23 protein-coding genes are annotated in these 24,945 nt (G+C 71.6%); 15 read left to right on the forward strand and 8 right to left on the reverse strand.

Features of this window, described 5'->3' with window-relative positions:
- Nucleotides 1–21 precede the first annotated feature (21 nt).
- From pknB to H576_RS0108840, 9 genes are all read left to right on the forward strand, one after another.
- Complete coding sequence (pknB, locus tag H576_RS15050; protein ID WP_281167311.1) at nucleotides 22–1,809, forward strand: Stk1 family PASTA domain-containing Ser/Thr kinase; 1,788 nt, start codon at nucleotides 22–24, stop codon at nucleotides 1,807–1,809.
- A gap of 19 nt (nucleotides 1,810–1,828) precedes the next feature.
- Entirely contained in the window at nucleotides 1,829–2,071 is a 243-nt protein-coding gene (locus H576_RS0108805) for a cell division protein CrgA (protein ID WP_029150635.1), read from the forward strand.
- 17 nt (nucleotides 2,072–2,088) lie between these two features.
- Nucleotides 2,089–2,901, forward strand: a complete 813-nt coding sequence (locus H576_RS0108810; RefSeq protein WP_029150636.1) for an ABC transporter ATP-binding protein — start codon at nucleotides 2,089–2,091, stop codon at nucleotides 2,899–2,901.
- Nucleotides 2,898–3,536 carry an ABC transporter permease gene (locus H576_RS15055; protein ID WP_036320135.1) on the forward strand — a complete coding sequence of 213 codons (639 nt, stop codon included), beginning with the start codon at nucleotides 2,898–2,900 and terminating at the stop codon, nucleotides 3,534–3,536. The genes H576_RS0108810 and H576_RS15055 overlap by 4 nt, the downstream gene beginning before the upstream one ends.
- The gene (locus H576_RS0108820) at nucleotides 3,533–4,204 is read left to right on the forward strand and encodes an ABC transporter permease (RefSeq protein ID WP_029150637.1); all 672 of its coding nucleotides are present in this window, start codon (nucleotides 3,533–3,535) and stop codon (nucleotides 4,202–4,204) included. The genes H576_RS15055 and H576_RS0108820 overlap by 4 nt, the downstream gene beginning before the upstream one ends.
- A gap of 92 nt (nucleotides 4,205–4,296) precedes the next feature.
- Nucleotides 4,297–5,433: an N-methyl-L-tryptophan oxidase gene (gene solA, locus H576_RS0108825; RefSeq protein ID WP_029150638.1), complete on the forward strand. Its 1,137-nt coding sequence runs from the start codon at nucleotides 4,297–4,299 to the stop codon at nucleotides 5,431–5,433.
- Nucleotides 5,430–6,296, forward strand: a complete 867-nt coding sequence (locus H576_RS15060; protein WP_036320138.1) for a LysR family transcriptional regulator — start codon at nucleotides 5,430–5,432, stop codon at nucleotides 6,294–6,296. Before solA ends, H576_RS15060 begins: the two co-directional genes overlap by 4 nt.
- A 33-nt stretch (nucleotides 6,297–6,329) precedes the next feature.
- On the forward strand, nucleotides 6,330–7,697 hold the full coding sequence (locus H576_RS15065; protein ID WP_036320141.1) for a sodium/glutamate symporter: 1,368 nt from the start codon (nucleotides 6,330–6,332) through the stop codon (nucleotides 7,695–7,697).
- Between the two features lie 74 nt (nucleotides 7,698–7,771).
- Nucleotides 7,772–8,674, forward strand: a complete 903-nt coding sequence (locus H576_RS0108840) for an ABC transporter substrate-binding protein (RefSeq protein ID WP_029150639.1) — start codon at nucleotides 7,772–7,774, stop codon at nucleotides 8,672–8,674.
- A 231-nt stretch (nucleotides 8,675–8,905) separates the two neighbouring features.
- On the opposite strand, the gene H576_RS16885 is transcribed toward H576_RS0108840, so the two are convergent.
- The 3 genes from H576_RS16885 to H576_RS0108855 all read right to left on the reverse strand — a co-directional run bounded on the left by H576_RS16885 (nucleotide 8,906) and on the right by H576_RS0108855 (nucleotide 14,620).
- Nucleotides 8,906–12,727: a prealbumin-like fold domain-containing protein gene (locus H576_RS16885; protein WP_036320144.1), complete on the reverse strand. Its 3,822-nt coding sequence runs from the start codon at nucleotides 12,725–12,727 to the stop codon at nucleotides 8,906–8,908.
- A gap of 399 nt (nucleotides 12,728–13,126) precedes the next feature.
- Entirely contained in the window at nucleotides 13,127–14,023 is an 897-nt protein-coding gene (locus H576_RS0108850) for a rhomboid family intramembrane serine protease (protein ID WP_029150640.1), read from the reverse strand.
- Nucleotides 14,024–14,065: 42 nt separating this feature from the next.
- Entirely contained in the window at nucleotides 14,066–14,620 is a 555-nt protein-coding gene (locus H576_RS0108855; protein ID WP_029150641.1) for a peptidylprolyl isomerase, read from the reverse strand.
- Nucleotides 14,621–14,737: 117 nt separating this feature from the next.
- Between H576_RS0108855 and H576_RS0108860 the strand changes: the two genes are divergently transcribed.
- Nucleotides 14,738–15,253, forward strand: coding sequence for a hypothetical protein (locus H576_RS0108860; protein WP_051172492.1), 516 nt, complete (start codon nucleotides 14,738–14,740; stop codon nucleotides 15,251–15,253).
- A 64-nt stretch (nucleotides 15,254–15,317) separates the two neighbouring features.
- Complete coding sequence (locus H576_RS0108865) at nucleotides 15,318–15,839, forward strand: aminoacyl-tRNA deacylase (RefSeq protein ID WP_036320146.1); 522 nt, start codon at nucleotides 15,318–15,320, stop codon at nucleotides 15,837–15,839.
- On the opposite strand, the gene aztA is transcribed toward H576_RS0108865, so the two are convergent.
- Nucleotides 15,802–16,461, reverse strand: coding sequence for a zinc ABC transporter ATP-binding protein AztA (gene aztA / locus H576_RS15075; protein ID WP_051172495.1), 660 nt, complete (start codon nucleotides 16,459–16,461; stop codon nucleotides 15,802–15,804). The genes H576_RS0108865 and aztA overlap by 38 nt on opposite strands.
- A gap of 52 nt (nucleotides 16,462–16,513) precedes the next feature.
- Here aztA and aztB point away from each other — a divergent pair, with 52 nt between their 5' ends.
- The 4 genes from aztB (at nucleotide 16,514) to aztD (ending at nucleotide 20,961) form a co-directional block, all read left to right on the forward strand.
- Nucleotides 16,514–17,371 carry a zinc ABC transporter permease AztB gene (aztB, locus tag H576_RS0108875; protein ID WP_029150644.1) on the forward strand — a complete coding sequence of 286 codons (858 nt, stop codon included), beginning with the start codon at nucleotides 16,514–16,516 and terminating at the stop codon, nucleotides 17,369–17,371.
- The gene (locus tag H576_RS15080) at nucleotides 17,368–18,564 is read left to right on the forward strand and encodes a hypothetical protein (protein ID WP_051172498.1); all 1,197 of its coding nucleotides are present in this window, start codon (nucleotides 17,368–17,370) and stop codon (nucleotides 18,562–18,564) included. Before aztB ends, H576_RS15080 begins: the two co-directional genes overlap by 4 nt.
- A 287-nt stretch (nucleotides 18,565–18,851) precedes the next feature.
- Nucleotides 18,852–19,733 carry a zinc ABC transporter substrate-binding protein AztC gene (gene aztC, locus H576_RS0108885; protein ID WP_245559152.1) on the forward strand — a complete coding sequence of 294 codons (882 nt, stop codon included), beginning with the start codon at nucleotides 18,852–18,854 and terminating at the stop codon, nucleotides 19,731–19,733.
- A gap of 31 nt (nucleotides 19,734–19,764) precedes the next feature.
- Nucleotides 19,765–20,961, forward strand: a complete 1,197-nt coding sequence (gene aztD, locus H576_RS0108890; protein WP_029150646.1) for a zinc metallochaperone AztD — start codon at nucleotides 19,765–19,767, stop codon at nucleotides 20,959–20,961.
- Between the two features lie 97 nt (nucleotides 20,962–21,058).
- On the opposite strand, the gene aroQ is transcribed toward aztD, so the two are convergent.
- Genes aroQ through cds1 form a run of 4 tightly spaced genes read right to left on the reverse strand, consistent with a single transcriptional unit; the run spans nucleotide 21,059 to nucleotide 24,912 of the window.
- Nucleotides 21,059–21,496 (reverse strand): type II 3-dehydroquinate dehydratase, encoded by a 438-nt coding sequence (gene aroQ, locus H576_RS0108895; protein ID WP_029150647.1) that lies wholly within the window; start codon nucleotides 21,494–21,496, stop codon nucleotides 21,059–21,061.
- Between the two features lie 10 nt (nucleotides 21,497–21,506).
- On the reverse strand, nucleotides 21,507–23,030 hold the full coding sequence (locus tag H576_RS15085; protein WP_245559153.1) for a threonine/serine exporter family protein: 1,524 nt from the start codon (nucleotides 23,028–23,030) through the stop codon (nucleotides 21,507–21,509).
- A gap of 32 nt (nucleotides 23,031–23,062) precedes the next feature.
- Nucleotides 23,063–23,839, reverse strand: a complete 777-nt coding sequence (locus H576_RS0108905; RefSeq protein ID WP_029150648.1) for a TSUP family transporter — start codon at nucleotides 23,837–23,839, stop codon at nucleotides 23,063–23,065.
- Nucleotides 23,839–24,912: an L-cysteine desulfhydrase Cds1 gene (gene cds1, locus H576_RS0108910; RefSeq protein WP_029150649.1), complete on the reverse strand. Its 1,074-nt coding sequence runs from the start codon at nucleotides 24,910–24,912 to the stop codon at nucleotides 23,839–23,841. Before cds1 ends, H576_RS0108905 begins: the two co-directional genes overlap by 1 nt.
- Between the last annotated feature and the right edge of the window lie 33 nt (nucleotides 24,913–24,945).

A 24,945-nucleotide genomic window follows, 5' to 3' on the forward strand; every position in this document is an offset into this window, starting at 1 on the left:
GTTCCACGGGGAGGGCATGACGTGGCAGACGAGCCCACGCAGGCCGTTCAGTCTCCGGTCCAGCAACGCATTCTGTCGGGCCGCTACCGAGTCGACTCGCTCATCGGCCGCGGCGGCATGGCGAGCGTCTACCGCGGCTACGACCTGACCCTCGGCCGCACGGTCGCGATCAAGATCCTCCGCAAGGATCTGTCCGGCGACAACACGTTCCGCACGCGCTTCCGCCTCGAGGCCCAGGCCGCGAGCCGCATGTCGCACCCCTCGATCGTGCGGGTCTACGACGCGGGCGAGGACCTCGAGGACGACGGCTTCGGCGGCACGACCCACACGCCGTTCATCGTGATGGAGCTCGTGCGCGGCACCCTTCTCAAGGACGTCCTGAACGACGGCGCCGTCGGGGCCGACGACGCGGCGCGCTACGTCGACGGGATCCTCGAGGCGCTCGAGTACTCGCACCGCGCGGGCGTCGTGCACCGCGACATCAAGCCGGGCAACGTCATGATCACCGACGCCGGCCAGGTGAAGGTCATGGACTTCGGCATCGCCCGCGCCGTGAGCGACACCTCGTCGACCGTCGCCGAGACGACGACGATCCTCGGCACGGCCGCGTACTTCTCGCCGGAGCAGGCCAAGGGCGACCCCGTCGACGCCCGCGCCGACCTCTACTCGACCGGCATCGTGCTCTACGAGCTGCTCACGGGCCAGGTCCCGTTCCGCGGCGACTCCCCCGTCGCCGTCGCGTACCAGCACGTGCGCGAGGCGCCCGTCGCGCCGTCGCAGACGAACCCCGACTCCCCCGCTCAGCTCGACCCGATCGTGCTGCGGGCGCTCGCGAAGGATCCGAACCAGCGCTTCTCCAACGCGGCCTCGTTCCGCGAGGCGCTCGACCGCGCGCTCGACGGCAAGCGGCTCTCCGAGCGCCAGCTCGCCGCCCTGAGCGACGAGCTCTACGGCGAACGCACGCAGCAGCAGGCGCAGACCGAGCACACCCTCGCGCAGCTCGCGACCGAGAACGGCTCGGCGCGCACGCAGGCCGGCCCACCCGTCGCCTGGGTGTGGGCCGGGGTGATCCTCGTCGTCGCCCTCATCGCGGCCGTCGTGATCTGGGTCGTGCGCATGGATCCGCTCGACCTGCGCGCCGCCGACACCGTCGACGTGTCGAACGTCGTGGGCGGCAGCTGGGACCGCGCGCAGAGCGACCTCGAGGGCGACGGCCTCACGGCGAACCGCGTCGACGAGCCGAGCGACACCGTCCCGGAGGGGGTCGTGATCAGCACGGATCCCGCCTCGGGCACATCGGTCGCGATCGGCAGCACCGTCGACGTCACGGTGTCGGAGGGCCCGCAGCTCGTCGAGGTCCCGGCCCTCGCGGGCATGAGCGAGGACGACGCGCGCTCGGCGATCACCGATCTGGGGCTGCAGGTCGGCCGCATCACTCCCGAGAACGACGCCGAGGCCGACGCCGGCACCGTCCTCACGGCCTCGGCCGAGGGAGACGGCCTCGACGAGGGCGACGAGATCTCGGCGGGTTCGACCGTCGACCTCACGGTCGCGTCGGGCCGCGTCACGGTCGTCGACCTGTCGGGATCGACCGTCGACTTCGCGACGAGCCAGCTCGAGGGTCTGCACCTCACGGTGAAGACCGACGACGACCCGACGTGCGTCGTCGAGGATCCGCCCACGGTGCACACGCAGTCGCACGTCGGCGACGTCGCCGTCGGATCCACCGTCACGCTCTACACCTGCAGCGCGACGACCGAGGACGACGCCCAGGACGCGGCGCCCGACGAGTCGGGCGACGAGAACTGACCCACGTAGACTGACGACCATGGCACGCAAGAAGACCACAGAGGAAGACGACGACTTCGCCCGCGTCCCGGGCGAGCCGATGCCGAACCCCGCGTGGTTCCTGCCCGTGATGGTGGCGTTCTTCCTCGTCGGGCTCGCGTGGATCCTCGTCTTCTACCTCTCGGGCGCCCTCTGGCCGATCCCCGACATCGGCGCGTGGAACCTCGCGATCGGCGGCGGCCTCGCCCTCATCGGCCTCATCATGGCCACGCGCTGGCGCTAGGGATCGATCGGCTCCCCATGATCGAGTTCCGCTCGGTTCGCAAGGAGTACCCCGGCGGCACGGTCGCTGTCGCCGACGTGAGCCTCGTCGTGCCCTCGCACCGGACCGTCGTCCTCGTCGGATCCTCGGGGTCGGGCAAGACGACGCTGTTGCGCATGGTGAACCGCATGGTCGAGCCGACCGGCGGATCCGTCCTCATCGACGACGTCGACGTGCGCGACGAGGACCCCGTCGCCCTGCGCCGCCGCATCGGCTACGTCATGCAGAGCTCGGGCCTGCTGCCGCACGTCACGGTCATCGACAACATCGCGACGGTCCCCGTGCTCGCGGGGGCGAAGCGCCCGGCGGCGCGCGAGAGGGCCCGAGCCCTCATGGACACCGTCGGCCTCGACGGCGCGCTCGCGAAGCGCTACCCCTCGCAGCTCTCGGGCGGCCAGCAGCAGCGCGTCGGTGTCGCGCGGGCGCTCGCGGCCGACCCCAACATCCTCCTGATGGACGAGCCGTTCGGCGCCGTCGACCCCATCGTGCGGCGCGAGCTGCAGGCCGAGCTCCTGCGCCTCCAGGCCGAGCTCGGCAAGACGACGGTGTTCGTGACGCACGACATCGACGAGGCGTTCCTCCTGGGCGACGAGGTCGTGATCCTCGCGAAGGGCGGGCGGATCGCACAGCAGGGCACGCCGAACGAGATCCTCGAGAACCCGGCCGACGACTTCGTGCGCGACTTCGTGGGTCTCGCGGGCGGGCCGCGCGCGCTGAGCCTGCGCGAGACGCCGAACGGCACCGCGGTCGTCGACGCGACGGGGCGCGTGCAGGGGATGCTCGGCGCGTGACCTGGACGCTCGACAACATCGGCCTCATCGCGCAGCTCATCGGCGAGCACCTGCGTCAGAGCCTGCCGCCGATCCTCTACGGGCTGGTCATCGCGATCCCGCTCGGCTGGGTCGCGCACCGCTTCCGCGCCGTGCGGGGCTTCGTCCTCACGGTCACGGGCCTGCTGTACACGCTGCCGTCGCTCGCGCTGCTTCCGCTGCTTCCGGTGATCTTCGGGATCAGCGCCCTCAGCGAGCTCAACCTCGTGCTCGCGCTCACGATCTACGCCGTCGCCCTCCTGGTGCGCTCGGCGGCCGACGGGTTCGACGCCGTCGACGCCGACGTGCGGCAGGCCGCGCTCGCGATGGGCTACGGATCCGTGCGCCGGTTCTTCGCGGTCGACCTGCCCCTCGCGGGCCCCGTCATCCTCGCGGGGCTGCGCGTCACCGCCGTGAGCACCGTCGCCCTCGCGACCGTCGGCGCCCTCATCGGCGTCACGAACCTCGGCTACCTCTTCACGAACGGCTTCCAGCGCCGGATCACCGAGGAGATCCTCGTCGGCGTGATCGCGGTCGCCGTCGTGGCGATCGTGATCGACCTCCTGCTGCAGATCGCGGGCCGCCTCGCGATGCCGTGGAACAGGGGGCGCGCGTGAACCTCATCGCCGATGCCCTCGCCTGGCTCTTCTCGCCCGATCGGCTGACCGACTCGCACCCTCTCCCCGCCGCCTTCGCCGAGCACCTCGCCTACACCTTCCTCGCGGTCGCGATCGCCGCCGTCATCGCGATCCCGCTCGGGTGGGCGATCGGCCACACGGGGCGCGGGCGCGGCGTCGCGGTGGCGCTGTCCGGTGCCGCGCGTGCGGTCCCGTCCTTCGGCCTCATCCTCCTGCTCGTGCTGATCCTCGGCGTGACCCACCGCCCCGAGGCGGCGATGATCGCGTTCGTCGTCCTCGCGATCCCGTCGATCCTCGCGGGCGCCTACACGGGCCTCGACGCGATCGACCGCCGCACGATCGACGCGGGCCGCGCGATGGGCATGACCGAGTGGCAGATCCTCTGGCGCATCGAGGCGCCTCTCGGGCTGCCGCTCCTCGTCGGCGGGATCCGCTCGGCGGTGCTGCAGGTCGTCGCGACCGTGACGATCGCGGCGTACGTGAACCTCGGCGGGCTCGGCTACGCGATCATCCAGGGAATCCCGCTGCGCCGCTTCGACCAGGTCCTCGGCGGCGCGCTGGCGGTCGCGGCCCTCGCTCTCGTGCTCGACGGGGTGTTCGCGATCCTGCAGCGGGCCGCGCGCCCGCGGGGCGTCGCGGCGCGCTGACGCCTATCGATCGGTTTCACGGATGTAAACGATCTCGATCGATCGGTCGAACCGATTGCTTTGTCAGGCGACGCCCGGCAGGCTCTGCAGGTATGGATGCAGATGTGATCGTCATCGGGCTCGGCGCGGCCGGGTCCTGGGCCGCCTGGCGCGCAGCGCAGCAGGGCGCACGAGTGATCGGGCTCGAGTCGCGCTCGCGCCTGCACGACGACGGGGCGTACGCCGGCGAGAGCCGCCTCTTCCGCGCCGCGTACCACGAGGGCGCGCACTACGTTCCGATGCTCCTCTCGTCGCGGGAGTCCTGGCTCGACCTCGAGCTCGGCGGGTGCAGCAGGATCTTCCACGACACCGGCGTGCTCTCGATCGGCAGCCCCGATGCGCCTCAGCTCGAGCAGGTGCGCGCCTCGCTCGCGGGCTCCGGGATCGACCACGAGGTCCTGGACGCCGACGAGATCCGCGCCCGCTATCCGCAGCACGGCCTCATCACCGACGAGATCGGCGTGCTCGACCGCCTCGGCGGCGTCCTGCGTCCCGAATCGGCCGTCGCCGAGATCCAGCGCCGCGCGCTCGAGGCCGGCGCAGAGCTGCGCGACCACACCGACGTCGTCGCGATCGACGAGACGGCGAGCGGGGTCACGGTCACGACGGCCGACGGGACGATCGACGCGGCCCAGGTGATCGTGACCGCCGGCGCCTGGACCTCGGCGCTCCTCCCCGACCTCGGCGCGCTCCTCGAGATCAAACCGCTCGCCCTCACCTGGTTCGCCCCCGACGACCCCCGTTCGTTCGACGCCGCGGTGTTCCCCGCCTTCATCCGCGACCACGGAGAGACCCACCTCTTCGGCGTGCCGACGCTCGACGGATCTCTCGTGAAGGTCGGATACGACGCGAAGTGGGAGTCGGTCGACGAGCCGGATGCCCTCGTCCGGCGGATGACCCTCGAGCAGCGCGATCGCGTCGCGCGCGACGTCCACCGCCTCGTGCCGACCCTCCCCGCCGCCGTCTCCCGCGGCTCGGTGCACATGGACGTGTTCACTGCCGACAAGACGGCCCTCCTCGGCCGACTGAGTGAGCGCGTGGTCGTGGGAACGGGGTTCTCGGGGCACGGCTTCAAGCTGACCCCCGCGTTCGGCGACGCCCTCGCTGACCTCGCACTCGACCGCGAGCCGCGGTTCGACCTCGCGCCGTTCGCCCCCTCGCGGTTCGCGACCGCGCCGGTCGCGGCATGAGCGACGTCACCGTCCGCCAGCTCCGCTGCTTCGTCGCCGTGTACAGCGAGCGCAGCTTCACCCGCGCCGCGAAGGCTCTCGGCATGGCTCAGTCGGCGGTGTCGCAGGCGGTCGGATCACTCGAGGCCCACCTCGACGCCCAGCTCTTCGAGCGCGGCCCGCGCGACGTCGCCCCGACGCCGGCCGCCGACGCGATCTACCCGGAGTCCCTCGAGATCCGTCGGCGAGTCGAGGCGCTCCTGCACATCGCGGCGACCGCGCAGGACCTCCCCCGGGCCCGCCGCCTGCGGATGGGAGCCGCGAGCTCGGTGTTCCCGACGCTCGGGCAGCGCCTCATCCCCGCGCTCAGCGGCTTCTCGCTCGACGTCGTCGACGGCGGCAGCGCGCAGCTCACCGCCGCGCTCGAGAACGGCGACCTCGACCTCGTGCTCGTCCGCGATGTCACGCACGACGCAGACGACCGACGCATCGTGCTCCGCGAGCGCTTCTGCGTCGCGGTCCCCGAGGGCCACGCGTTCGCCGCGGCCGAGTCGCTCACCGTCGCGGAACTCGCCGACGAGCCGCTCGTCCTCTTCGACCGCGAGCGTGCGCCCGTCGCCTTCGACCTCACGACGTCGGTGTTCCTCCGAGCCGGGTCCGCACTGCGGATCGCCTCGCGGGTCGCGAGCGAGCAGGCCATGCTCGGCCTCGTCGGCGCCGGTCTCGGCGTCTCGCTCATCCCCGAGTCCGTCGCCGAGCGCCCCTGGCCCGGCGTCGCGTTCGTGCCGCTCGCCGGCGCGGAAGCCGACTATCCGCTGTGCGCGCGCGTCGCGCCCGGAGATCCGCTCGGCCTCCTCGACCTCGTCGCCGACGCGTTCGCCTGATCCCCTTTCCTCTCGACCTCCCGGAGAAGACCCATGGACTTCACGCCGCAATCCCTTCTCGTCGACGCGGGCCTCATCGGCGCGCTCCTCGTCCTCGGCACGCTCCTGCGCGCGACGCTCAAGCCCCTCCAGGCGGCCATGATCCCCGCCTCCGTCATCGCCGGCGTCCTGGGGCTCGTCCTCGGCCCGAACATGCTGGGCTTGCTGCCGTTCTCGGATCAGGTCGGCACCTACTCGTCGCTGCTGATCGTCGTCGTGTTCGCCTGCCTCGCCCTGACGGACGACTTCAACATCTTCAAGATCGGGCGATCCGTCGCGGGCTTCGCGAGCTACGGCGTCCTGATGTACGCGGTGCAAGTGGCGGTCGGGATGCTCCTCGTGCTCCTCGTCCTCGGACCGCTCTTCGGCGCCCCCGACAGCATCGGCATGCTCCTGTTCGCCGGCTGGGCCGGAGGGTTCGGATCCGCCGCCGCGATCGGCACGGTGTTCGCCGACGCCGGCGACCCCGAGGTCCAGTCGCTCGCCTTCACGGCCGCGACCGTCGGCATGCTCGTCGGGATCCTCGGCGGCGTGATCCAGGCGAAGATCGGCGCCACACGGGGCCACGCCCGCGAGTTCGCCGGGATGAAGAGCGTCCCGGCCGACCTGCGGACGGGAGTCCTCGACCAGGTGGCGCCGCGCCCCGTCATCGGGACCCACACCTTCTCGGGGGGAACCGTGGAGTCGCTCGCCGTCCAGGGCGGGATCGTCATCGGCCTCTCGGCCGGCGCCTATGGGATCAACCTCCTCCTCGGGCAGCTCCTGCCGGGCATCGCCTTCCCCATGTTCTCGATCGCGTTCATCCTCGGGCTCATCGCGCGGGGCCTGCTGACCGCGACCCGCACGAAGCGCTTCGTCGACGCCGATTCGCTGCGGTCGATCTCAGGGACGGCGACCGACGTGCTCGTCGTCTGCGGCATGGTCTCGATCGTCCCGAGCATCGTCGCGAACCACTGGGCGTCTCTGCTCGTGCTCTTCATCGTCGGCCTCGCGCTCTGCCTCGTCATGGGCCTCGTCCTCGCCCCCCGCATGATGGGCGACGGCTGGTTCGAGCGTCAGCTGTTCACCTGGGGCTGGGCGACCGGCGCGGTCTCGACGGGCATCGCGCTGCTGCGCATCGTGGATCCGCGCATGAACTCGCGCACGATGGAGGACTTCGCGATCGCCTACCTCCCCGTGCTGCCCGTCGAGGTCACGGCGATCAGCTTCGTTCCGCTCCTCGTCCTCGCGGGCGCATCGTGGGCCGTCGTGGGAATCTGGGGCGGGATCGCGCTCGTCGCCGTCCTCGCCGCCGTCGCGGTCGTGAGGATCGGGAAGAGGTCTCCCGATCCCCTCGCGGCGCCCGTCGGGGCGGATCGCTGACGAACGGCCCGCGTGTCGGCAGTTCCGATTAGGGTCGGGTTGTCCCCGTCACCCTCAGCAAAGGCGGTACTCCCATGAAGATTCGCGCAACCGCGGCCGTCGCCGGCGCCGCCGTCCTCGCTCTCGGGCTCGCGGGCTGCGGCTCGAGCGATCCGCTCGCCTCCGACTCCTCCGCGACGCCCGCGGCCGACGGCACGATCGTCGTCGGCTCGCAGGCGTACTACTCGAACGAGATCATCGCCGAGATCTACGCCCAGGCGCTCGAGGGCGCCGGCTTCGACGTCGATCGCCAGTTCAACATCGGCCAGCGCGACGCCTACATGCCGTCGATCGAGAGCGGCGAGATCACGCTCTTCCCCGAGTACACGGGCAACCTGCTGCAGTACTACTCGCCCGACACGACGGCGACCTCGTCCGACGACGTCTACGCCGAACTGCAGGACGCGCTGCCCGACGGGATCACCGCCCTCGAGCAGGCGAGCGCGACCGACGGCGACTCCTACACCGTCACGGCCGACTACGCCGAGCAGAACTCGCTGACGTCGATCGCCGACCTCGCGAACGTCGACGGCACCGTCACCCTCGGCGGCCCCGCCGAGCTCGAGGAGCGCCCGTACGGCCCCGAGGGCGCGAAGTCGGTCTACGGCCTCGACCTCGCGTTCTCGGCGACGGGCGACACGACGGTCGACGAGCTCGTCGCGGGATCGATCCAGGTCGGCAACGTGTTCACGGCCGACCCGCGGATCCAGACCGACGACCTCGTGACGCTCGAAGACCCGAAGGGCCTGATCCTCGCGTCCAACGTCGTCCCGATCGTCGCGGCCGACGAGGCCGACGAGATCGGGGAGGTCATCGACCCGATCAGCGAGGCCCTCACGCCCGAGGGCCTCGTCGCGATGAACGTGCAGAGCACCGAGGACGAGATGTCGGCCGCCGACATCGCCACGCAGTGGCTGAGCGACAACGGGCTGTCCTAATTACACGCGTGTAACTCCTCCACAGGGGCGTCCCCAGGTGTGAATAACACCGGTGTGATTATCCCCACCTGGGGACAGATCTGTGGATAACTCCGGGGATAATCGCCTGATTCCCGTGGACAACACGTGCACAACACGGGGAGAACTCCGGGCGATCCGTGGATAACGGGTCGCACGCAGAAGGGCCTGGCTCCGCGCCGAAGCGCGGGCCAGGCCCTTCTGTCGTATCGGCTACCGCTGGGTGCGGCGGCGCATGAGCACGAGCGCGAGGCCCGCGATCAGCAGCAGACCGCCGATCCCGGCGATCGCCGTACCCATCGCGCCTCCCGTGGCGGTGAGGCCGTCGGCGCCGGGCGCCGGGGTCTCGTCGTCACCCGATGGCGCGGCGGGGGTGCCGGGCGTCGCGGCCGTCGCCGAGGCAGCGGGCGTCGCGGTGGGGTCCTCGGTGGGATCCGTCGGCGGCGCCGGGGTCGGGTCGGCCGTCGGCGTCACGGTCGGGTCCGTCGTCGGGGTCGGGTTAACCGTCGGCGTCGGCGTCGGCTCCTCGGACGGCGTCGGGTCCGACGTGGGCGTCGGAGTCGGCGTCGGGTCCTCGGTCGGATCCGCCGTCGGAGTGGGATCGATCGTGGGCCCGGGGTGCGGGGTCGGGTCGGCTGTCGGGGCCGGAGTCGGAGACTTCGTGGGGGCCGGGGTCGGGTCCGACGTGGGCGTCGCCGTCGGCGTCGGCGTCGGGTCGGCCGTCGGGGCCGGAGTCGGATCCTTCGTCGGGGTCACGGTCGGCGTCGGGTCCACCGTGGGCGTCGCCGTCGGCGTCGGGTCGACCGTCGGAGTCGGCGTCGGCTCATCCGTCGGCGTGGGCGTCGGGTCCTCGGTCGGATCCACCGTCGGGGCCGGCGTCGGCGTCGGATCCTTCGTCGGGGTCACGGTCGGCGTCGGATCCACCGTAGGCGTTGCCGTCGGCGTCGGGTCCTCGGTCGGATCCGGCGTCGCCGTCGGAGTCGGGTCGGCCGTCGGAGTGGGCGTCGGATCCAGCGTCGGCGAGGGAGTCGGCTCATCCGTCGGCTCTGCCGTCGGGGTCGGCGTCGGGTCCGCAGTCGGATCCACCGTGGGCGCGGGCGTCGGCTCGTCCGTCGGGTCGGCCGTGGGCTCCGGCGTCGGGGTCTCGGTCGGAACCGGAGCGGGCTCGTCGGTCGGGGTGTTGTAGAACACCACGGCGTCGGAGGTTCCGTCGGCCCCGATCGTGACCGTGATCGGCGCGGTCGCGAGCGCGTAGCCCGCGGGCGCGACGGTCTCGGTGACGGTGTAGTCGCCGGCCGGCGCGGATCCGTCGGCGTTCGCGGGAACGGCGATCGCGGCGTCGCCCGCGGCGACCAGCTGCCCGTCGACGACGTACGCGTCGTCGGTCACGACGTGCCCGTCGGGGGCCGTGATCGTGAACCGCGCATCGCGGTCGGTGATCAGGGCATCGGGGTTCGTCGAGTCGCGCTTGAGGATCGACAGCGGGTAGCCGTCGGTCACGGTGAACGTCGCCGACTCGCCGCCGACGGCGTTCGTCACGCCCTGGTCGTCCGCGAGATCGTCGTCGAGGGCGACAGCGAAGTTCACGTGGCTGTCCGCGCTCTGCGGAAGGACCGTACCGCTCGACTGGCGGATCTCGATCGTGCCGGCCGCCGCGTTCCAGGTCGCGACGACGCCGCCGCCCATCTGGATGCTGTCGGTCGAGGCGATGTCACCCGCGTCGAGCGATCCGTCCGAGACGAACCCCGCGAAGGTCACCCCGTCCGGCAGCACGTCGTCGATCGGCAGGATCGCGATGCCGTGGTAGTCGCCGTGCGGGATCAGCTGGATCCGGTACACGACCTGCTTCTGGGCCGCCGTGCCGTCGTCGGCGCGGTCGACGCGCAGGTTCTTCGTCCACTGGCCGTCCCCGGCGTAGATCTGCTTCGACAGCTCGAGCTCGTCGCCCCAGCTCGTCGCGGATCCGGTCGCCTCCGAAACCCAGGTGATCTGCTCCTGGCCGTCGCCCTCCACGCGAGCGCGGTTCGTGACGTCGATGCTCGTCTTGCCGACGATCGGCTGCAGGGGGAGGCTGATCGAGAAGCTCAGCTGCCCCGTCAGAGCGGCGCCGGCCGCGGGCTTCGCCCACGTGAGATGGGACCCGAAGGTGTCGCTCGTCGTGATGACGAGCTCGCCCGCGTCGTTCAGCGCGAGGTCGAAGTCGTCGGCCTGGAGGCCCGACTCCCAGCCGTACGCGCCCGAGATCGAGTCGCGGATGGCGTCGAGGTCGCTCGTGTCGAACACGGCCTGGTCGATCTCATCGATGATCCGCGTCGACGCGAGGTCGGGGACGGCGCCCGAGCCGACGGTGAAGGTGAACGACATCGCCGCGGACTCGCCGGGCTGTAGGACGAGGCTGTCGCTCGTGCGCTTCGAGAACTTCTGCGCGTCGTCGACCTCGGTGCCGCCCGCGACGGGGACCGTCAGCGTGTCGCTGACGGACGCGCGGTAGGCGTCGCCGTCGCGGTACGCGAACGACGCGGCGTTGGTCGCGGTGTAGGCGCGGTCGACCGTGTTGTCCCAGTAGTTCGCGTCGACGGGCATCCCGTCGGGGCTGATGATCTGGGCCGCCGCCTGCAGCGTCCAGCTCGTCGCGGTGTCGCGGCCGACGTTGATCAGGAGCGTCTGGCCGTCGACCTGGTAGGTCCCGACGTGGTCGTCGCCCGCGAATGCGTCGGCGGAGACGCCCGACACCCGGGTGAGGCCGGCGCCGGCGAGCACGTCGTCGGCCCAGCGGATCCCCGCGGGCAGCTCGTCGGTGATGACGACGTTGCGCGTCAGCTGCTCGGGGAAGTCCTCGAACGCCGTGAGGTCGGCGCGCAGCGTGTAGGTCACGTCGACGGGCTCGACGAGGGATCCGTCGTCGGCCACCTGGATCGAGGTGCTGCCCGAGAGGCTCGACTGCTTGCGGAACGCGTCGCCCGCGTCGAACGTCGGCTTGCCGGCGACGTTGACGCCGGGCCACACGCTCGCCTGCGCCGTCGCGCCGCCGACCGCGACGCTGTTGCCGATCTCGACGCTCGCCCAGCCGCCGTTCGCGCCGACCTTCGCCTGGAGCGCGGCTTGGAGCGCCTCGACCTCGTCGGCCGCGACGTGTGCGTCGTAGCTGATCGCGAGCCGCGACCCCGCGGGAATGTCGAACGCCGGGATCGTCAGAACCCCACCGTCGAACGACGCGGCGGGGAGCTCGAAGTCGGAGACGGTCTCGTGGAACCCGTCCTCGTCCCACGTCGTGATGCGCGCCGTGACGCTCGAGGCGTCGATCGCGAGGTAGTCGCTCGGGGTGTCGACGACGATCGCGCCGCTGCGCGCGCTCGCCGAGTCGATGCGGACCTGGTAGCGCAGGGTCGCGTCGGAGATCGCGGGGTCGACCGTGACGACGCCGTCGGCGGCCGAGAGGTAGCGCGAGAGGTCGCCGCCGTCGACGACGCTCTTCGCGAGCGCGTCGGCGAGATCCGTCGGCTTCAGCTCGTCGTCGCGGTCGCGGACGATGACCTGCGTCGACGTCGTCTGACCGCCCGCCGTCCACGTGATGTCGCGGTAGCCCGTGCCCTCGGAGGGCTCGTCGAAGACGAAGTCGAACCCGAGCACTCCCTGGTTCTGCGTGGTGTCGAGCGGATCCGCGAACGTCACGACGACGTTGCCGTCGCCGTCGAGCGCGAGGGACTTCACGTTGCGGTTGCCGGACGGCACCGTGAGCGCCGACTCGGGCACCGTGACGCCGTCGGGGACGACGATCGTCGCGGTCCCGCCGGGCGTGAGGTCGGGCACGTAGTACTGGATCCGCGCGCTGTAGCTCGTGCCGGGCGTCACGACGGTCGTCCCGTCGTAGCTCTGTCCGCCGTAGTCGACGGTGAGCGTCACGCCGCCCGTCTCGGCGGCCTGCGCAGGCGCTGCCAGGCCGAAGACCGCGAGCATCGCGGCGAGGAGGCCCGCGACGAGCGCGCGCCAGGGGGATGCCTGCTTGCGGGCAGGCCGAGATGTCGAGTTGGTCATTGCGTCCCAGGGTGTGGTTCTCGGTGCATGCAGAACGACCGCACCGCGTGCGGCTGCGCCGCGGCGGGAGCATGACGAAGCGCCGCGTTTCGGGTACGCGGCGTTCCAGATCCCCCCACGGGCTCTGATCGCCCGCGCCCGAGGATTCAGGCGCAGACGGGATCAGGGGTTCCGGCGCCGGAGCGCGGAACCTCCTCTCTCACACACCATTCTTCCAAATACATCTGGCGCGAGGCCCGGTTCCCACCCCGCTGTTCACCCCCTTCGCGCGAGGCGGCGGCGATCGCACGACGACGGCGGAGATCGCCGCCGGATCCCGGGAGCCGGCGTGTCGGACCGCCCGGGCGAAGATCTGCCGTCGTCATGCGCCCGACGCCGCGCTGCGCGAGCGGCCTGCCGCTAGGTGAGGGTCACGTACCCCGTGAGAACCGGCACGACGAAGAGCGCCGCGACGAAGGCGCCGACCGCGACGAGCAGCCAGATCTGCGCCGTGCGCTGCTTCGGCCGGCGCGTGCGGGTGAGGACGAGGCCGACGAGCGCGCCGACCACGAGACCCCCGACGTGCGCCTGCCAGGAGACGCCCATGCCGGGGATGAAGCCGATGACGAGGTTTATGCCGAGAACGACATACATTCCGGTGACGTTCGCACCGAGGTGGCGCCCGATGACCAGGAGGGCGCCGAACAGGCCGAAGATCGCGCCCGATGCGCCGACGACGGGGGTCGAGAACGCGAGGACGGCGACGGCCGCGGATCCGCCGGCCGCGCTCAGGAGATAGGTGGCGACGAAGCGCCCGGTGCCGATCATCGGCTCGAGGACGCGCCCCACCATCCACAGGGACAGCATGTTGAGGCCGACGTGCCAGAAGCCGCCGTGGACGAATGCCGCCGTGAGAATACGCCAGGGCTGGAACGTGCCCGTGAGGTTCGGATACTCGTAGGGGGCACAGAACGCGAACCAGCTCTGGATGTCGAGGCCGGGGATCACGGATCCAGCCATCTGCAGCAGGTAGGCGACGGCCGTGATCACGAAGATCACCATCATGCCGCGCGTGCCGCCCGAACCGAAGGAGACCGCGGATCCGGCCCCGCGCCCCCAGCGCCGCGCCGCCCGCTTCTGTGCGGGGGTGCGGTTCTTCTTCTGATCGCGGAGGCACTCGGGGCAGATCACGCCGACGGCGGCCTGCGTCTGGCACTCGGGGCAGATGGTGCGCATGCACCGCTGGCACAGCACGAAGCTCTGCCGATCGGGGTGGCGGTAGCAGTAGTTGTCGGGGTTGCGGGTTTCAGACGTCACTGCGGCGCGGATCCGATCGGCAGAGCTTCGGCGGGGTCGGTCTCAGACGTTCGCGATGTCGATCGACGAGATCACGACGTCGTCGACGGGCTTGTCCTGCGCGCCGGTGCGGACCGCCGCGATCTCGGCGACGACCTTCTTCGAGTCGTCGTCGGCGACGGCGCCGAAGATCGTGTGCTTGCCCTGCAGCCACGGCGTCGGGTCGGTCGTGATGAAGAACTGCGAGCCGTTCGTGCCGCTCATCTTGCCGAACGAGTTGGGGCGCTTGCCCGCGTTCGCCATCGCGAGGATGAAGGGCTCGTTGAAGTCGAGCTCGGGGTGGATCTCGTCGTCGAAGTTGTAGCCGGGGCCGCCGATGCCCTGGCCGAGCGGGTCGCCGCCCTGGATCATGAAGCCCGGGATGATGCGGTGGAAGATGACGTCCTTGTAGAGCGCGCCCTCGCCCTTCTCGCCGGTGCGGGGGTCGATCCACTCCTTCTCGCCCGTCGACAGGCCGATGAAGTTCGCGACCGTCTCGGGGGCGTGGTCGCCGAAGAGGTTGATGACGATGTCGCCGTGGTTCGTGTGGACCGTCGCGACGGCCGTGTGCTGAGTCATGCGATCCATTCTCTCAGAGGAGCCGGGATGTCTCGCGGGTTCGCCGCGGGATCTGGCAGGATGACAGCAACCGATGTCTCCCTCCTCGGGAGGCGACTGTCTACGCGGGAGGACAACGTGAGCGTCAGCCTCAGCAAGAAGCGCAAGAAGGAGCTCCGCAAGCTGCAGGGCACCGCCGAGAAGGTGCTGGAGGCTCAGCGGCTCGTCGCGGCAGACGCCGCCGATCTGGCCCGCGCGACGGGCTCGCAGCTCCGCCACCTGGGCGAGGAGGTCGTCGTCCCCGAGGCGCGCGCCCGCTACAGGAAGTACGTCGAGCCGTCCGTCAACCGGGCCCGCCCCTACGCCGAGGCCGGCTACGCGAAGGGCAAGAAGTTCTTCGATGGCCGCGTGATCCCCGCCGCCGGCAGCGTCGTGGGTCGCCTCGCCGGCGCCTACGACGCGACGGCGACGAAGCTCGGCGCGCGCACGATCGTGATCGAGGAGCCGAAGAAGAAGTCGAACGCCGGCGCGGTCATCGCCGCGGTTCTCGGCATCGCCGCCGCGGTCGGCATCTTCGTCGCCGCGTATCGCGCGCTGAGCGCCGACGACGAGCTCTGGGTCGCCGACGAGCCGGTCGCGTCGCCCGACGCGTAAGACCCCCTTCGAGGCGGGATCCGCAAATGCGGATCCCGCCTCTTTTCTCTCCCCCGGAGGATCCATGACAACCGAGATCGCACCCGACACCGGCCCCGAGGATCCGTCGCGCCGCCTGCGCGACCACGCGGCCGAGCTCGGCGTCGACGTCGAGGTCCGCACCTCGCCGCGCGCGGGGTCGCTCGAGGAGGCCGCGACGCTGCGCGGCATCGACCCGAGCGACATCGTGAAGACGCTCGTCGTCAAGGGCAAGGGCGAGCAGTACTACTTCGCCCTCGTGCCGGGTGACCGGGCGATCGCGTGGGGCAAGCTGCGCGCCCTCATCGGGGTCAACAAGCTGCGCCTTCCCGAGGCGTCGCTCGCGCTCGCGGCCACGGGCTACGAGCGCGGCACGATCGTGCCCCTCGGATCCACGAACGCCTGGCCCGTGTACGCCGACGAGCGCATGCGGGGCAAGCGCGTCTCGATGGGCGCGGGCGCCCACGGCTTCGCGAGCTACGTCGAGGCCGACGCCCTGCTCGAGGCGCTCGGCGCGACGGTCGCCGACATCACCGATCCCCTCCCCGAGCACTACTCGGCGCGCTGAGCTCCCGCGGCACGAGCCGCCCGGCCTCGAGCCGGATCACGCGATCGGCGATCGCGACATCCTCCACGTCGTGCGTGACCCAGCCGACCGCGCGGCCCCGCCGGGCCTCGGCTCGGAGGATCCCGCGCGTGCGCTCGCGGCTCGAGGCGTCGAGTCCCGCAGCGGGCTCATCGAGGAGCAGGATCGCGGCGTCGCGCGCGATCCCCTGCGCGATGAGGGCGCGCTGCCGCTGCCCTCCCGACACGGCGTGGATCGACCGCCCCGCAAGGGTCGCGAGATCCACCCGCTCGAGGGCGTCGCGCACGATCTCACGCACCTGGGCGCGCGGGCGGCGACGCGCCCAGGTGCCCATCGCGACGACCTCCCGCACCGTGAGAGCGAGGCCAGGCGGGATCCGCGCCCGCTGCACGACGTAGGCGACCTCGCCGTCGCGCTCGACCGACCCCTCGCGCGGCGCCGCGACGCCCGCGAGGAGCTCGACGAGCGTCGACTTGCCCGACCCGTTGGGGCCGACGATCGCCGTGACCTCGCCCGCGGCGAGCGCGACGTCGACGCCGTGGAGCACGTCCTCTCGGTCGTAGGCGAAGCACAGGCCGGAGGCGCGCAGAACGGGGTGGGGCACGCGACACACCCTATTTGATAACCGTTCTCATTTCCATGTAGTGTCGCCGACCGTGTCCTGGTTGATCGAGCCCTTCACCGCCGAGTTCATGGCCCGAGCCCTCCTGGGCGGCCTCCTCGTCGCGGCGATCTGCGCCGTCGTCGGCACGTGGGTCGTGACCCGCGGCATGGCGTTCCTCGGCGAGGCGATCGGCCACGGCATGCTCCCGGGGGTCGCGATCGCGACGCTCCTCGGCTGGCCGCCGGTCATCGGCGGGGCCGTGAGCGCCGCGGCCATGAGCGGCACGATCGGCCTGCTGCAGCGCCGCGGCCGCCTCTCGTACGACACGAGCATCGGCCTGCTCTTCGTCGGGATGCTGTCGCTCGGCGTGATCATCGTGTCGCACTCGCGCAGCTTCGCGACCGACGCGACCGTCATGCTCTTCGGCGACGTCCTCGCGGTCCGCTGGCCCGACGTCGCGCTCCTCGCGGGGGCGCTCGTCGCGACCCTCGGGATCGCCGCCGCGTTCCACCGCCACTTCGTCGCCGCCGCGTTCGACGAGCGGGTCGCGCAGACGCTGGGGCTGCGACCCCGGCTCGCGCAGGTCCTGCTCACGGCGCTCGTGACCCTCGCCGTCGTCGCGTCCTACCAGGCCGTGGGATCCCTCCTCGTCGTCGGCATGCTCCTCGCGCCCGCCGTCGCGGCGGGGCGCTGGACGCGCTCGATCCCGGCCACGATGCTCCTCGCCGCAGCGTTCGGCGCGGCGTCGGCCCTCATCGGGCTCCTGATCTCCTGGCACGCCGCGACGGCCGCCGGCCCCACGATCGCCGGCGTCGCGATCCTCCTGGCGGGCGGATCCGCCGCCGTCCGTGCCGTCGCCGCCCGGCTCACCGCCCACGTCCCCGCACTGGAAAGCACCATCACCGCATGACGCGCACCATCCCCACCGCCGCGGCGCTCGTCGCGGCGGGCATCCTGCTCGCCGGCTGCGCGGCCTCCGGGCCCTCGGCGCCGTCGGCCTCCCCGTCCGCCGGCTCGTCAGTCGGCTTCGACGACGGCCACGGCCACGTCGACGGCGCGGCCGAGGTCGTCGAGCCGCAGTCCCGCCTCCTCACGGTCTCTGGCGACGGATCCGTCACGATGACCGACCTGCTCTCATCGGACGAGGTCGCCGTCGGATCCGTCGGATCCCCCTCCTCCGTGGCCTCCGACGGGCGCTTCGCCTTCGTGACGACCGACGCCGGGATCGACGTCGTCGACGGCGGCGCCTGGACCTGGGATCACGGCGACCACTTCCACTACTACAGCGCGGAGCCGCGGGTGATCGGGACGATCGAGGCGGCGGGCGCGGCCGAGATCGCGACTCCGTCCCTCGCGTCCGCCGGGACGACGGGCGTCTTCCTGCCCGAGACCGGCGAGGCCGTGGCGATCGACATGGCATCCCTCGCGGAGGGCGAGATCGTCGAGCGGTTCCGCATCGACACGGGAGCGTCCTCGGGCGTCGTCGCGCCGGTCGGCGAGGCCACGATCGTCGCGACGGGCGACGCCGCCGAGGCGCTCGACGCGTCGGGATCCGTCGTCGCGACCGCCGAATGCGCCGACCCCGCCGGGTCGATCACGACCCGCGTCGGGACCGTCGTGGGGTGCGCCGACAAGGCGCTGCTCGCCGTCGCCTCGGGATCCGACGTCGAGTTCGCCGACGTCCCGTACCCGTCGGACGAGCCGCGGGCCGAGGGGTTCGCGGGGCGCAAGAACCGCCCGACCGTCGCGGGGCTCTCGGGCGAGAACGGGTTCTGGCTGCTCGACACACGCGCGGGCGAGTGGTCGCGCGCCGCGGTCGACGCGACGCTGACCGAGGTCGTCGCGGCCGACGACGAGGGCGAGAACGTCGTGGCGCTCGACGGCGACGGCCGGGTCCGGGTCTTCGGTGAGGACGGCTCCGATCGCGGATCCACCGATCCCCTCACCGCCGACGCCGCCGCGACGCTCGTGGTCGACACCCAGCGCGCGTATCTCTCGGCCCCCGACGCCGGGGTCGTGTACGAGATCGACTATGCCGACGGCGCCCGCATCGCCCGCGAGATCCCCCTCGACCACGCCGTCGGGATCGAGGTCGGCCGATGACCCCGGAGCACAACCACGGCGGAAACCGCACCACCCCCGCCGACACGCCGACCCCCGGCCCGACACCCCCACTTTCCGCCGTAGTCCTGCCCCGCGGGGTGCGGCGAACCGGCTTGGCGGCCCGGCCCACCGGCGCGTCCCCGCAGCCCGGCACCGCCCGGCGGGCCGCCCCGGCCCCGGAGCACAACCACGGCGGAAACCACGCCACCCCCGCCGACACGCCGCCCCCCGGCCCGACACCCCCACCTTCCGCCGTAGTCCTGCCCGGCGGGGTACGGCGCGGGCTTGTGGCGCTCCTCGCCGGCGGCGCGCTCGCCCTCTCGGGGTGCGCGAGCGCCGGGGCGGACGAGGATCCGCAGGTCGTCGTCACGACCAACATCCTCGGCGACGTGACCCGCGCCCTCGCGGGCGACGAGGCCGAGGTCACGACGCTCATGAAGCCCAACGCCGATCCGCACAGCTTCGAGATCTCGGCTCAGGAGGCGGCGCGGCTCCAGGCCGCCGACCTCCTCGTATCCAACGGCCTCGGCCTCGAGGAGAACGTCGAACAGCACTTCGCGACCGCGGGCGACGCGGGCGCCGAGCGATTCGTCGCGGGCGACCACATCGACGTCCTCGACTACGCCGAGGGATCGCCCGACCCCCACTTCTGGACCGATCCGGCCCGCATGGTCGACGTCGTCGACGCGCTCGAGGAAGCGCTCGCGGCCGTCGACGGGATCGACGCGGACGCCGTCCACGACAACGCCGCGTCCTACCGCGCCGACCTCGCCGACGTCGACGCCGAGATGACCGCCGCCTTCGCCGCGATCCCGGCCGAGCGGCGCGCACTCGTGACGAACCATCACGTCTTCGGATACCTCGCCGATCGCTTCGGCTTCGAGGTCGTCGGCGCCGCGATCCCGAGCGGCACGACCCTCGCCTCGCCGTCGGCCGCCGACCTCGAGGAGCTCGCGACCGCGATCACCTCGACGGGCGTCCCGACGATCTTCGCCGACTCCTCCCAGCCCGACCGCGTCATGCAGGTCCTCGCCGACGAGGCCGGCATCGACGTCGACGTCGTGCCGCTGTTCACCGAGTCGCTGACCGAGGCCGACGAGGGCGCCCCGACGTACCTCGCCATGATGCGCGCGAACACGCAGCTGATCGCCGCCGGCCTGTCCCCCTGACCCTGTCCCCCTCACAACCAGAGAGACACACATGAAGAAGAAGAAGATGATCCTGGCCGGCGCCGGATCCCTCGCAGCGCTCGCGATGCTCGCGGGCTGCGCGTCCGGATCCGCGGACACGGCCGCCTCCTCCGCCGACTCCACGGCGGCGGCCGAGAGCGTCGCCGCGAACAGCCGCCTCGCCGTCTCGATCGCGGGCCAGGTGCTCGTGCTCGACGCCGCGACCCTCGAGACGCTCGACGCGTTCGACAGCGAGGACTTCACCCGCGTCAACGCGGTCGGCGACGGCCACAACGTGCTCGTCACGACGAGCGAGGGCTTCCAGGTCCTCGACATGGCGACGCCCGAGCTCACCGACCTCGTGTTCGAGGCCGACGCCGCGGGCCACGTCGTGCGCCACGCCGACGAGACCGTGCTGTTCGCCGACGGAACCGGCACGACGACGATCTTCGACACCGACGCGCTCGGCGACGAGCTGCCCGAGACGACCGTCTACCAGTCCGAGGAGCCGCATCACGGCGTCTCGATCCAGCTCGAGGACGGCACGCTCGTCACGACGGTCGGCGACGCATCGAGCCGCTCGGGCGCCGTCGCCCTCGAGCCGCACGGCGACCACTTCCACGAGCTCGCGTCGTCCGACGAGTGCCCCGGGATCCACGGTGAGGGCACCGCGGCGGGCGAGTCGGTGATCTTCGGGTGCGAGAACGGCGCGCTGCTCTTCCAGGACGGCGCGTTCGAGAAGTTCACGGCGCCCGACGAGTTCGGCCGCATGGGCAACGCGTACGTGAGCGAGACGAGCCCCATCGTCGTCGGAGACTACAAGACCGACCCCGACGCCGAGGGCTACATCCTGACCCAGTCGACGATCATCGACACCGCGGCGCACACCTACGACGTCATCGACACCGACGGCTTCGGCTACACCTACCGCGGCGTCGTGCGCGGCCCGGGCGACGACGCGTACTACCTCGGAACCGACGGATCCATCCACGTGCTCGATCCCGAGACGGGCGAGTTCACGGCGGCGTACCCCGTCATCGACGCGTGGGAGGGCCCGGCCGACTGGCAGGATCCGCACCCCGCTCTGACGACCGACGGATCCGTCGCCTACGTGGCCGACGTCGCGAACGAGCGCGTCGTGTCGGTCGACCTCGCGACCGGCGAGGTCATCGCCGAGAGCGACGCCCTGCCCGCCGCTCCGAACGAGATGGCGATCAACCTGGGCTGATGAGGACGTGCGCCGGGGTGGGACTCGGCGCATCGCGGGAAGCCGAATGGGTGCGGCGACCCGCTGAGAGGGGCGAGGCCGTGTGCCTCGCCCCTCTTCACGCGATGACGCGGGCGAGCCGCTCGACCGCGAACTCGTACCCCTGGATCCCGGCGCCGACGATGACGCACTCGGCGATGTCGCTGAGGTAGGAGCGGTGCCGGAACTCCTCGCGGGCATGCACGTTCGAGATGTGCACCTCGATGAACGGCAGCGCGACGGCCTTGAGGGCGTCGCGGATCGCGACCGACGTGTGCGTGTAGGCGCCCGCGTTGATGATGATGCCCGCGCAGTCCTCGCGGGCCGAATGGATCGCGTCGACGATCTCGCCCTCGTGGTTCGACTGCATCGCGACGACCTGCAGCTCCTCGACCCGCGCGGTCTCGACCGTGAGCGCGACGATGTCGTCGAGGGTGTCGGAGCCGTAGACCTCGGGCTCGCGCGTGCCGAGCAGGTTGAGGTTCGGCCCGTTGACCAGGAGGATGCGGTTCGCCATGCCGCTCAGGTTATCCCTCGCCGGCCGTGTCCATCGGCCGCGTGAGCGTGTGCGCCTCGTCGTCGGCGTCGGTCGGGATCGGCCGGGTCGGGATGATGTCGATGACCGAGGTGCCGCCGGCCCCCGAGGCGCGCGGCGCCGCGGTGCGGGCGACGCGGCGGCCGCGCAGGCGGATCCGCATCGGCGTGCCGAGGAAGACGCCGAGCGTCGCGCCCGCCGCGAGCGCGAGGCCGATCATCGCCGCCTGGAACAGCGAGTCGAACGCGACCATGAGGTGGTCGACGTCGGTGCCCGACTCGACGACGCCGAGGAGACCGCGGAACACCGCGGATCCGGGGACCATGGGGATGATGGCGGCCGTCGTCACCGCGACGGACGGCACGTGCAGGCGGCCGGCGAGCATCGACCCGACGAGGCTCGCGACGAGCGCCCCGCCGAACGCGCCCGCGGCCGTCGGGGTGTCGCCGAACGACGACACGAGGTACGACGCGCCCCAGGCGATCCCCGCGAGGGCCGCGCTCACGAGGATGATCCGGATCCCCGCGCCGTTCATCAGAGCGACGGCGACCGCGATGATGAGGGCGCCCGCGAGCTGCCCGGCGACGGATCCGAACGGGATCGCCTCGCTCGGGACCTCGAAGGAGAAGCCGAGGTGCGAGGCGACCTCCAGGCCGACGACGATGCCGAGGACGACCCCGATCGTCATGACGACGAGGTCGAGGATGCGCCCGCCCGCCGTCAGGGAGAACCCGTCGATCGCGTCCTGCGCGGAGCTGACGATCGCGACGCCCGCGAGCATGAGGACGATGCCCGAAGAGACGATGAGGCTCGGGCGCGCGCCCACGAAACCCGGGACGTCCATGCTCGCGAGCCAGGCGAAGACGAGGCCCACGAAGGTCACGACGACGGCGCCGGCGATCTGGCTGAAGAACGCGGGAACGCGCGCCTTCGCGAGGCCCTCCTGCGCGAGCGCGACGCCGAGGCCCGCGACGAACGCGCCGCCGAGCACGACCCACCCTCCGCCGAACATCAGCGCGACCGCGACGGCGAGCAGCGCCTTCGCGACGACCGTGACGGCCGTGCGGTAGAGGAAGGGCATGCGCCGGATGGCATGGAAGCGCAGCGTCGCGTCGTTGAGGCTCATGCCGCCGTCGATGTCGTCGACGAGGCCCTGCAGCCGCTGCAGCTTGGCGTGGTCGGCGGCCTGCGACCGCACGACCCGCATGAGCGTGATGGGATCGCCCGTGCCGTCGCGGTGGTCCGACATCGTCACGGAGTTGAACGTGATGTCGACGTGGACGCTCCGGAGGCCGTAGGCCGTCGTGACGCGGAGGGCCGCGACCACGGTGTCCTTCGCCGACGCGCCGACCGACAGCAGCGCCTCGGCGATCCGCATCGCGAGGTCGAGGATCCGCTGCGCGAAGGCGTCGTCGATGATCGGGATCGCCTCGGTCATCGGGCGGCGGGCGGGGTCGCTCCAGAGCGCTCGCTTGAGCCCCTCGAACATGCGCCCCGTGCTGCGGTCCTCACCCATGTGAACGAGGGTAGTTCGGGCTCCCCGCGGAGTCAGGAACCGCTGATCATGTCGAAGGAGAGCTTCAGGATCAGCGCCGCGACGACGACGATGAAGACCACGCGGACGAAGCGGGATCCCTTCGAGACGGCCATGCGCGCGCCGAGGTATCCGCCGACGAGGTTCGCGGCGCCGACGGCGAGGCCGAGGGTCCAGATCACGTGGCCCGTGGGGATGAAGAAGATGAGCGCGCCGAGGTTGGTGCAGAAGTTCGCGATCTTGCCGAGGGCAGACGCCGGCATGAACGCGTAGCCGAGGACGCTCACGAGCAGGATGACGAAGAATGATCCCGTCCCCGGCCCAAGCGCGCCGTCGTAGAGACCCACGCCGAGCCCGATTGCGCCCGCGGCGACGACGTGCCGGGCGCCGTGCCAGCGCTGCGTCGTGTGCACGCCCATCTGCGGCTTGAAGACCGTGAATGCCCCGACGGCTATGAGCACGACGAGGATGATCGGATCGAATGCATCCGCGGGAATGAACGACGCGATCATCGCCCCGCCGATCGCGCCGACGAGGGCCATCCCCGCGAGCGGGAGTGCCGTGCGCGGGTCGGGCTTCACGCGCCGCGCGAAGGTGATGGCCGCCGCCGAGGTGCCCATGATGCTCGCGATCTTGTTCGTCGCGAGCGCTTGCAGCGGGGTGATCCCGGGGACGAGGAGCATGGCGGGCAGCTGGATCAGCCCGCCCCCGCCGACCACGGCGTCGACCCAGCCCGCGAGGAGCCCCGCGGCGACGAGCAGGAGGAGCGTCAGCAGGTCGACGTCGGGCACTACGCGAGCTCGCCCGTCGCGAGGAAGCGCTCGAGGGCGGCCCGGTGCGGCGCGAGGTCGAGCCCGTGCTCCGCGACCCACTCATCGGAGTAGTAGGTGCCCTCGTAGCGTTCGCCGCCGTCGCAGATCAGCGTCACGACGCTGCCGCGCTCGCCCGCCGCGAGCATGTCGGCGATCACGCGGAAGGCCCCGACGAGGTTCGTGCCCGTCGATCCGCCGGCCCAGTGCCGGGTCATCTCGCGGAGGAGGCGCGCGGCCGCGATCGAGCCGGCGTCGGCCACGGGGATCATCCGGTCGATCACGGAGGGGATGAACGACGGCTCCATGCGCGGCCGCCCGATGCCCTCGATGCGGCTCGGCGCGCCCGTCGTGAAGCCGGGGTCGCCCGTCGACCAGCCGCCGAAGAAAGCGGAGTTCTCGGGGTCGACGACCGCGACGCGGGTGTCGTGCCGTCGATAGCGGACGTAGCGGCCGAACGTCGCGCTCGTGCCTCCCGTTCCCGCGCCGACGACGATCCACGACGGGATCGGGAAGCGCTCGAGGGCCATCTGCGAGAAGACGCTCTCGGCGATGTTGTTGTTGCCGCGCCAGTCGGTCGCGCGCTCCGCGAGCGTGAACTGGTCGAGGTAGTAGCCGCCGCTCCCCGACGCGATGCTCGCCGCCTCGTCGTACATGCGGGTGGGGTCGTCGACGAAGTGGCAGCGCCCGCCGTAGAACTCGATGAGCGCGACCTTTTCGTCGCTCGTCGAGCGCGGCACGACGGTCACGAAGTCGAGCCCGAGCATGCGCGCGAAGTACGCCTCGCTCACCGCGGTGGAGCCGCTCGACGCCTCGACGAGCGTCGTCTCGGGCCCGATGAGGCCGTTGACGAGGCCGTAGAGGATCAGCGAACGCGCGAGCCGGTGCTTGAGGGATCCCGTCGGGTGCACCGACTCGTCCTTGAGATAGAGGTCGATCCCCCACTCGGACGGCAGCGGGAACACGTGCAGGTGCGTGTCGGCGCTGCGGTTGCCGTCGGCCTCGATGAGGCGGATCGCCTCGTCGGCCCAGAGAGTGCGTGCGGGGGTCGTCACGGAAAGAGCCTATGCGGAGCGGATCACGGACAT

It is taken from the genome of Microbacterium indicum DSM 19969, assembly GCF_000422385.1.
GTDB classification, from domain to species: Bacteria; Actinomycetota; Actinomycetes; order Actinomycetales; family Microbacteriaceae; genus Microbacterium; species Microbacterium indicum.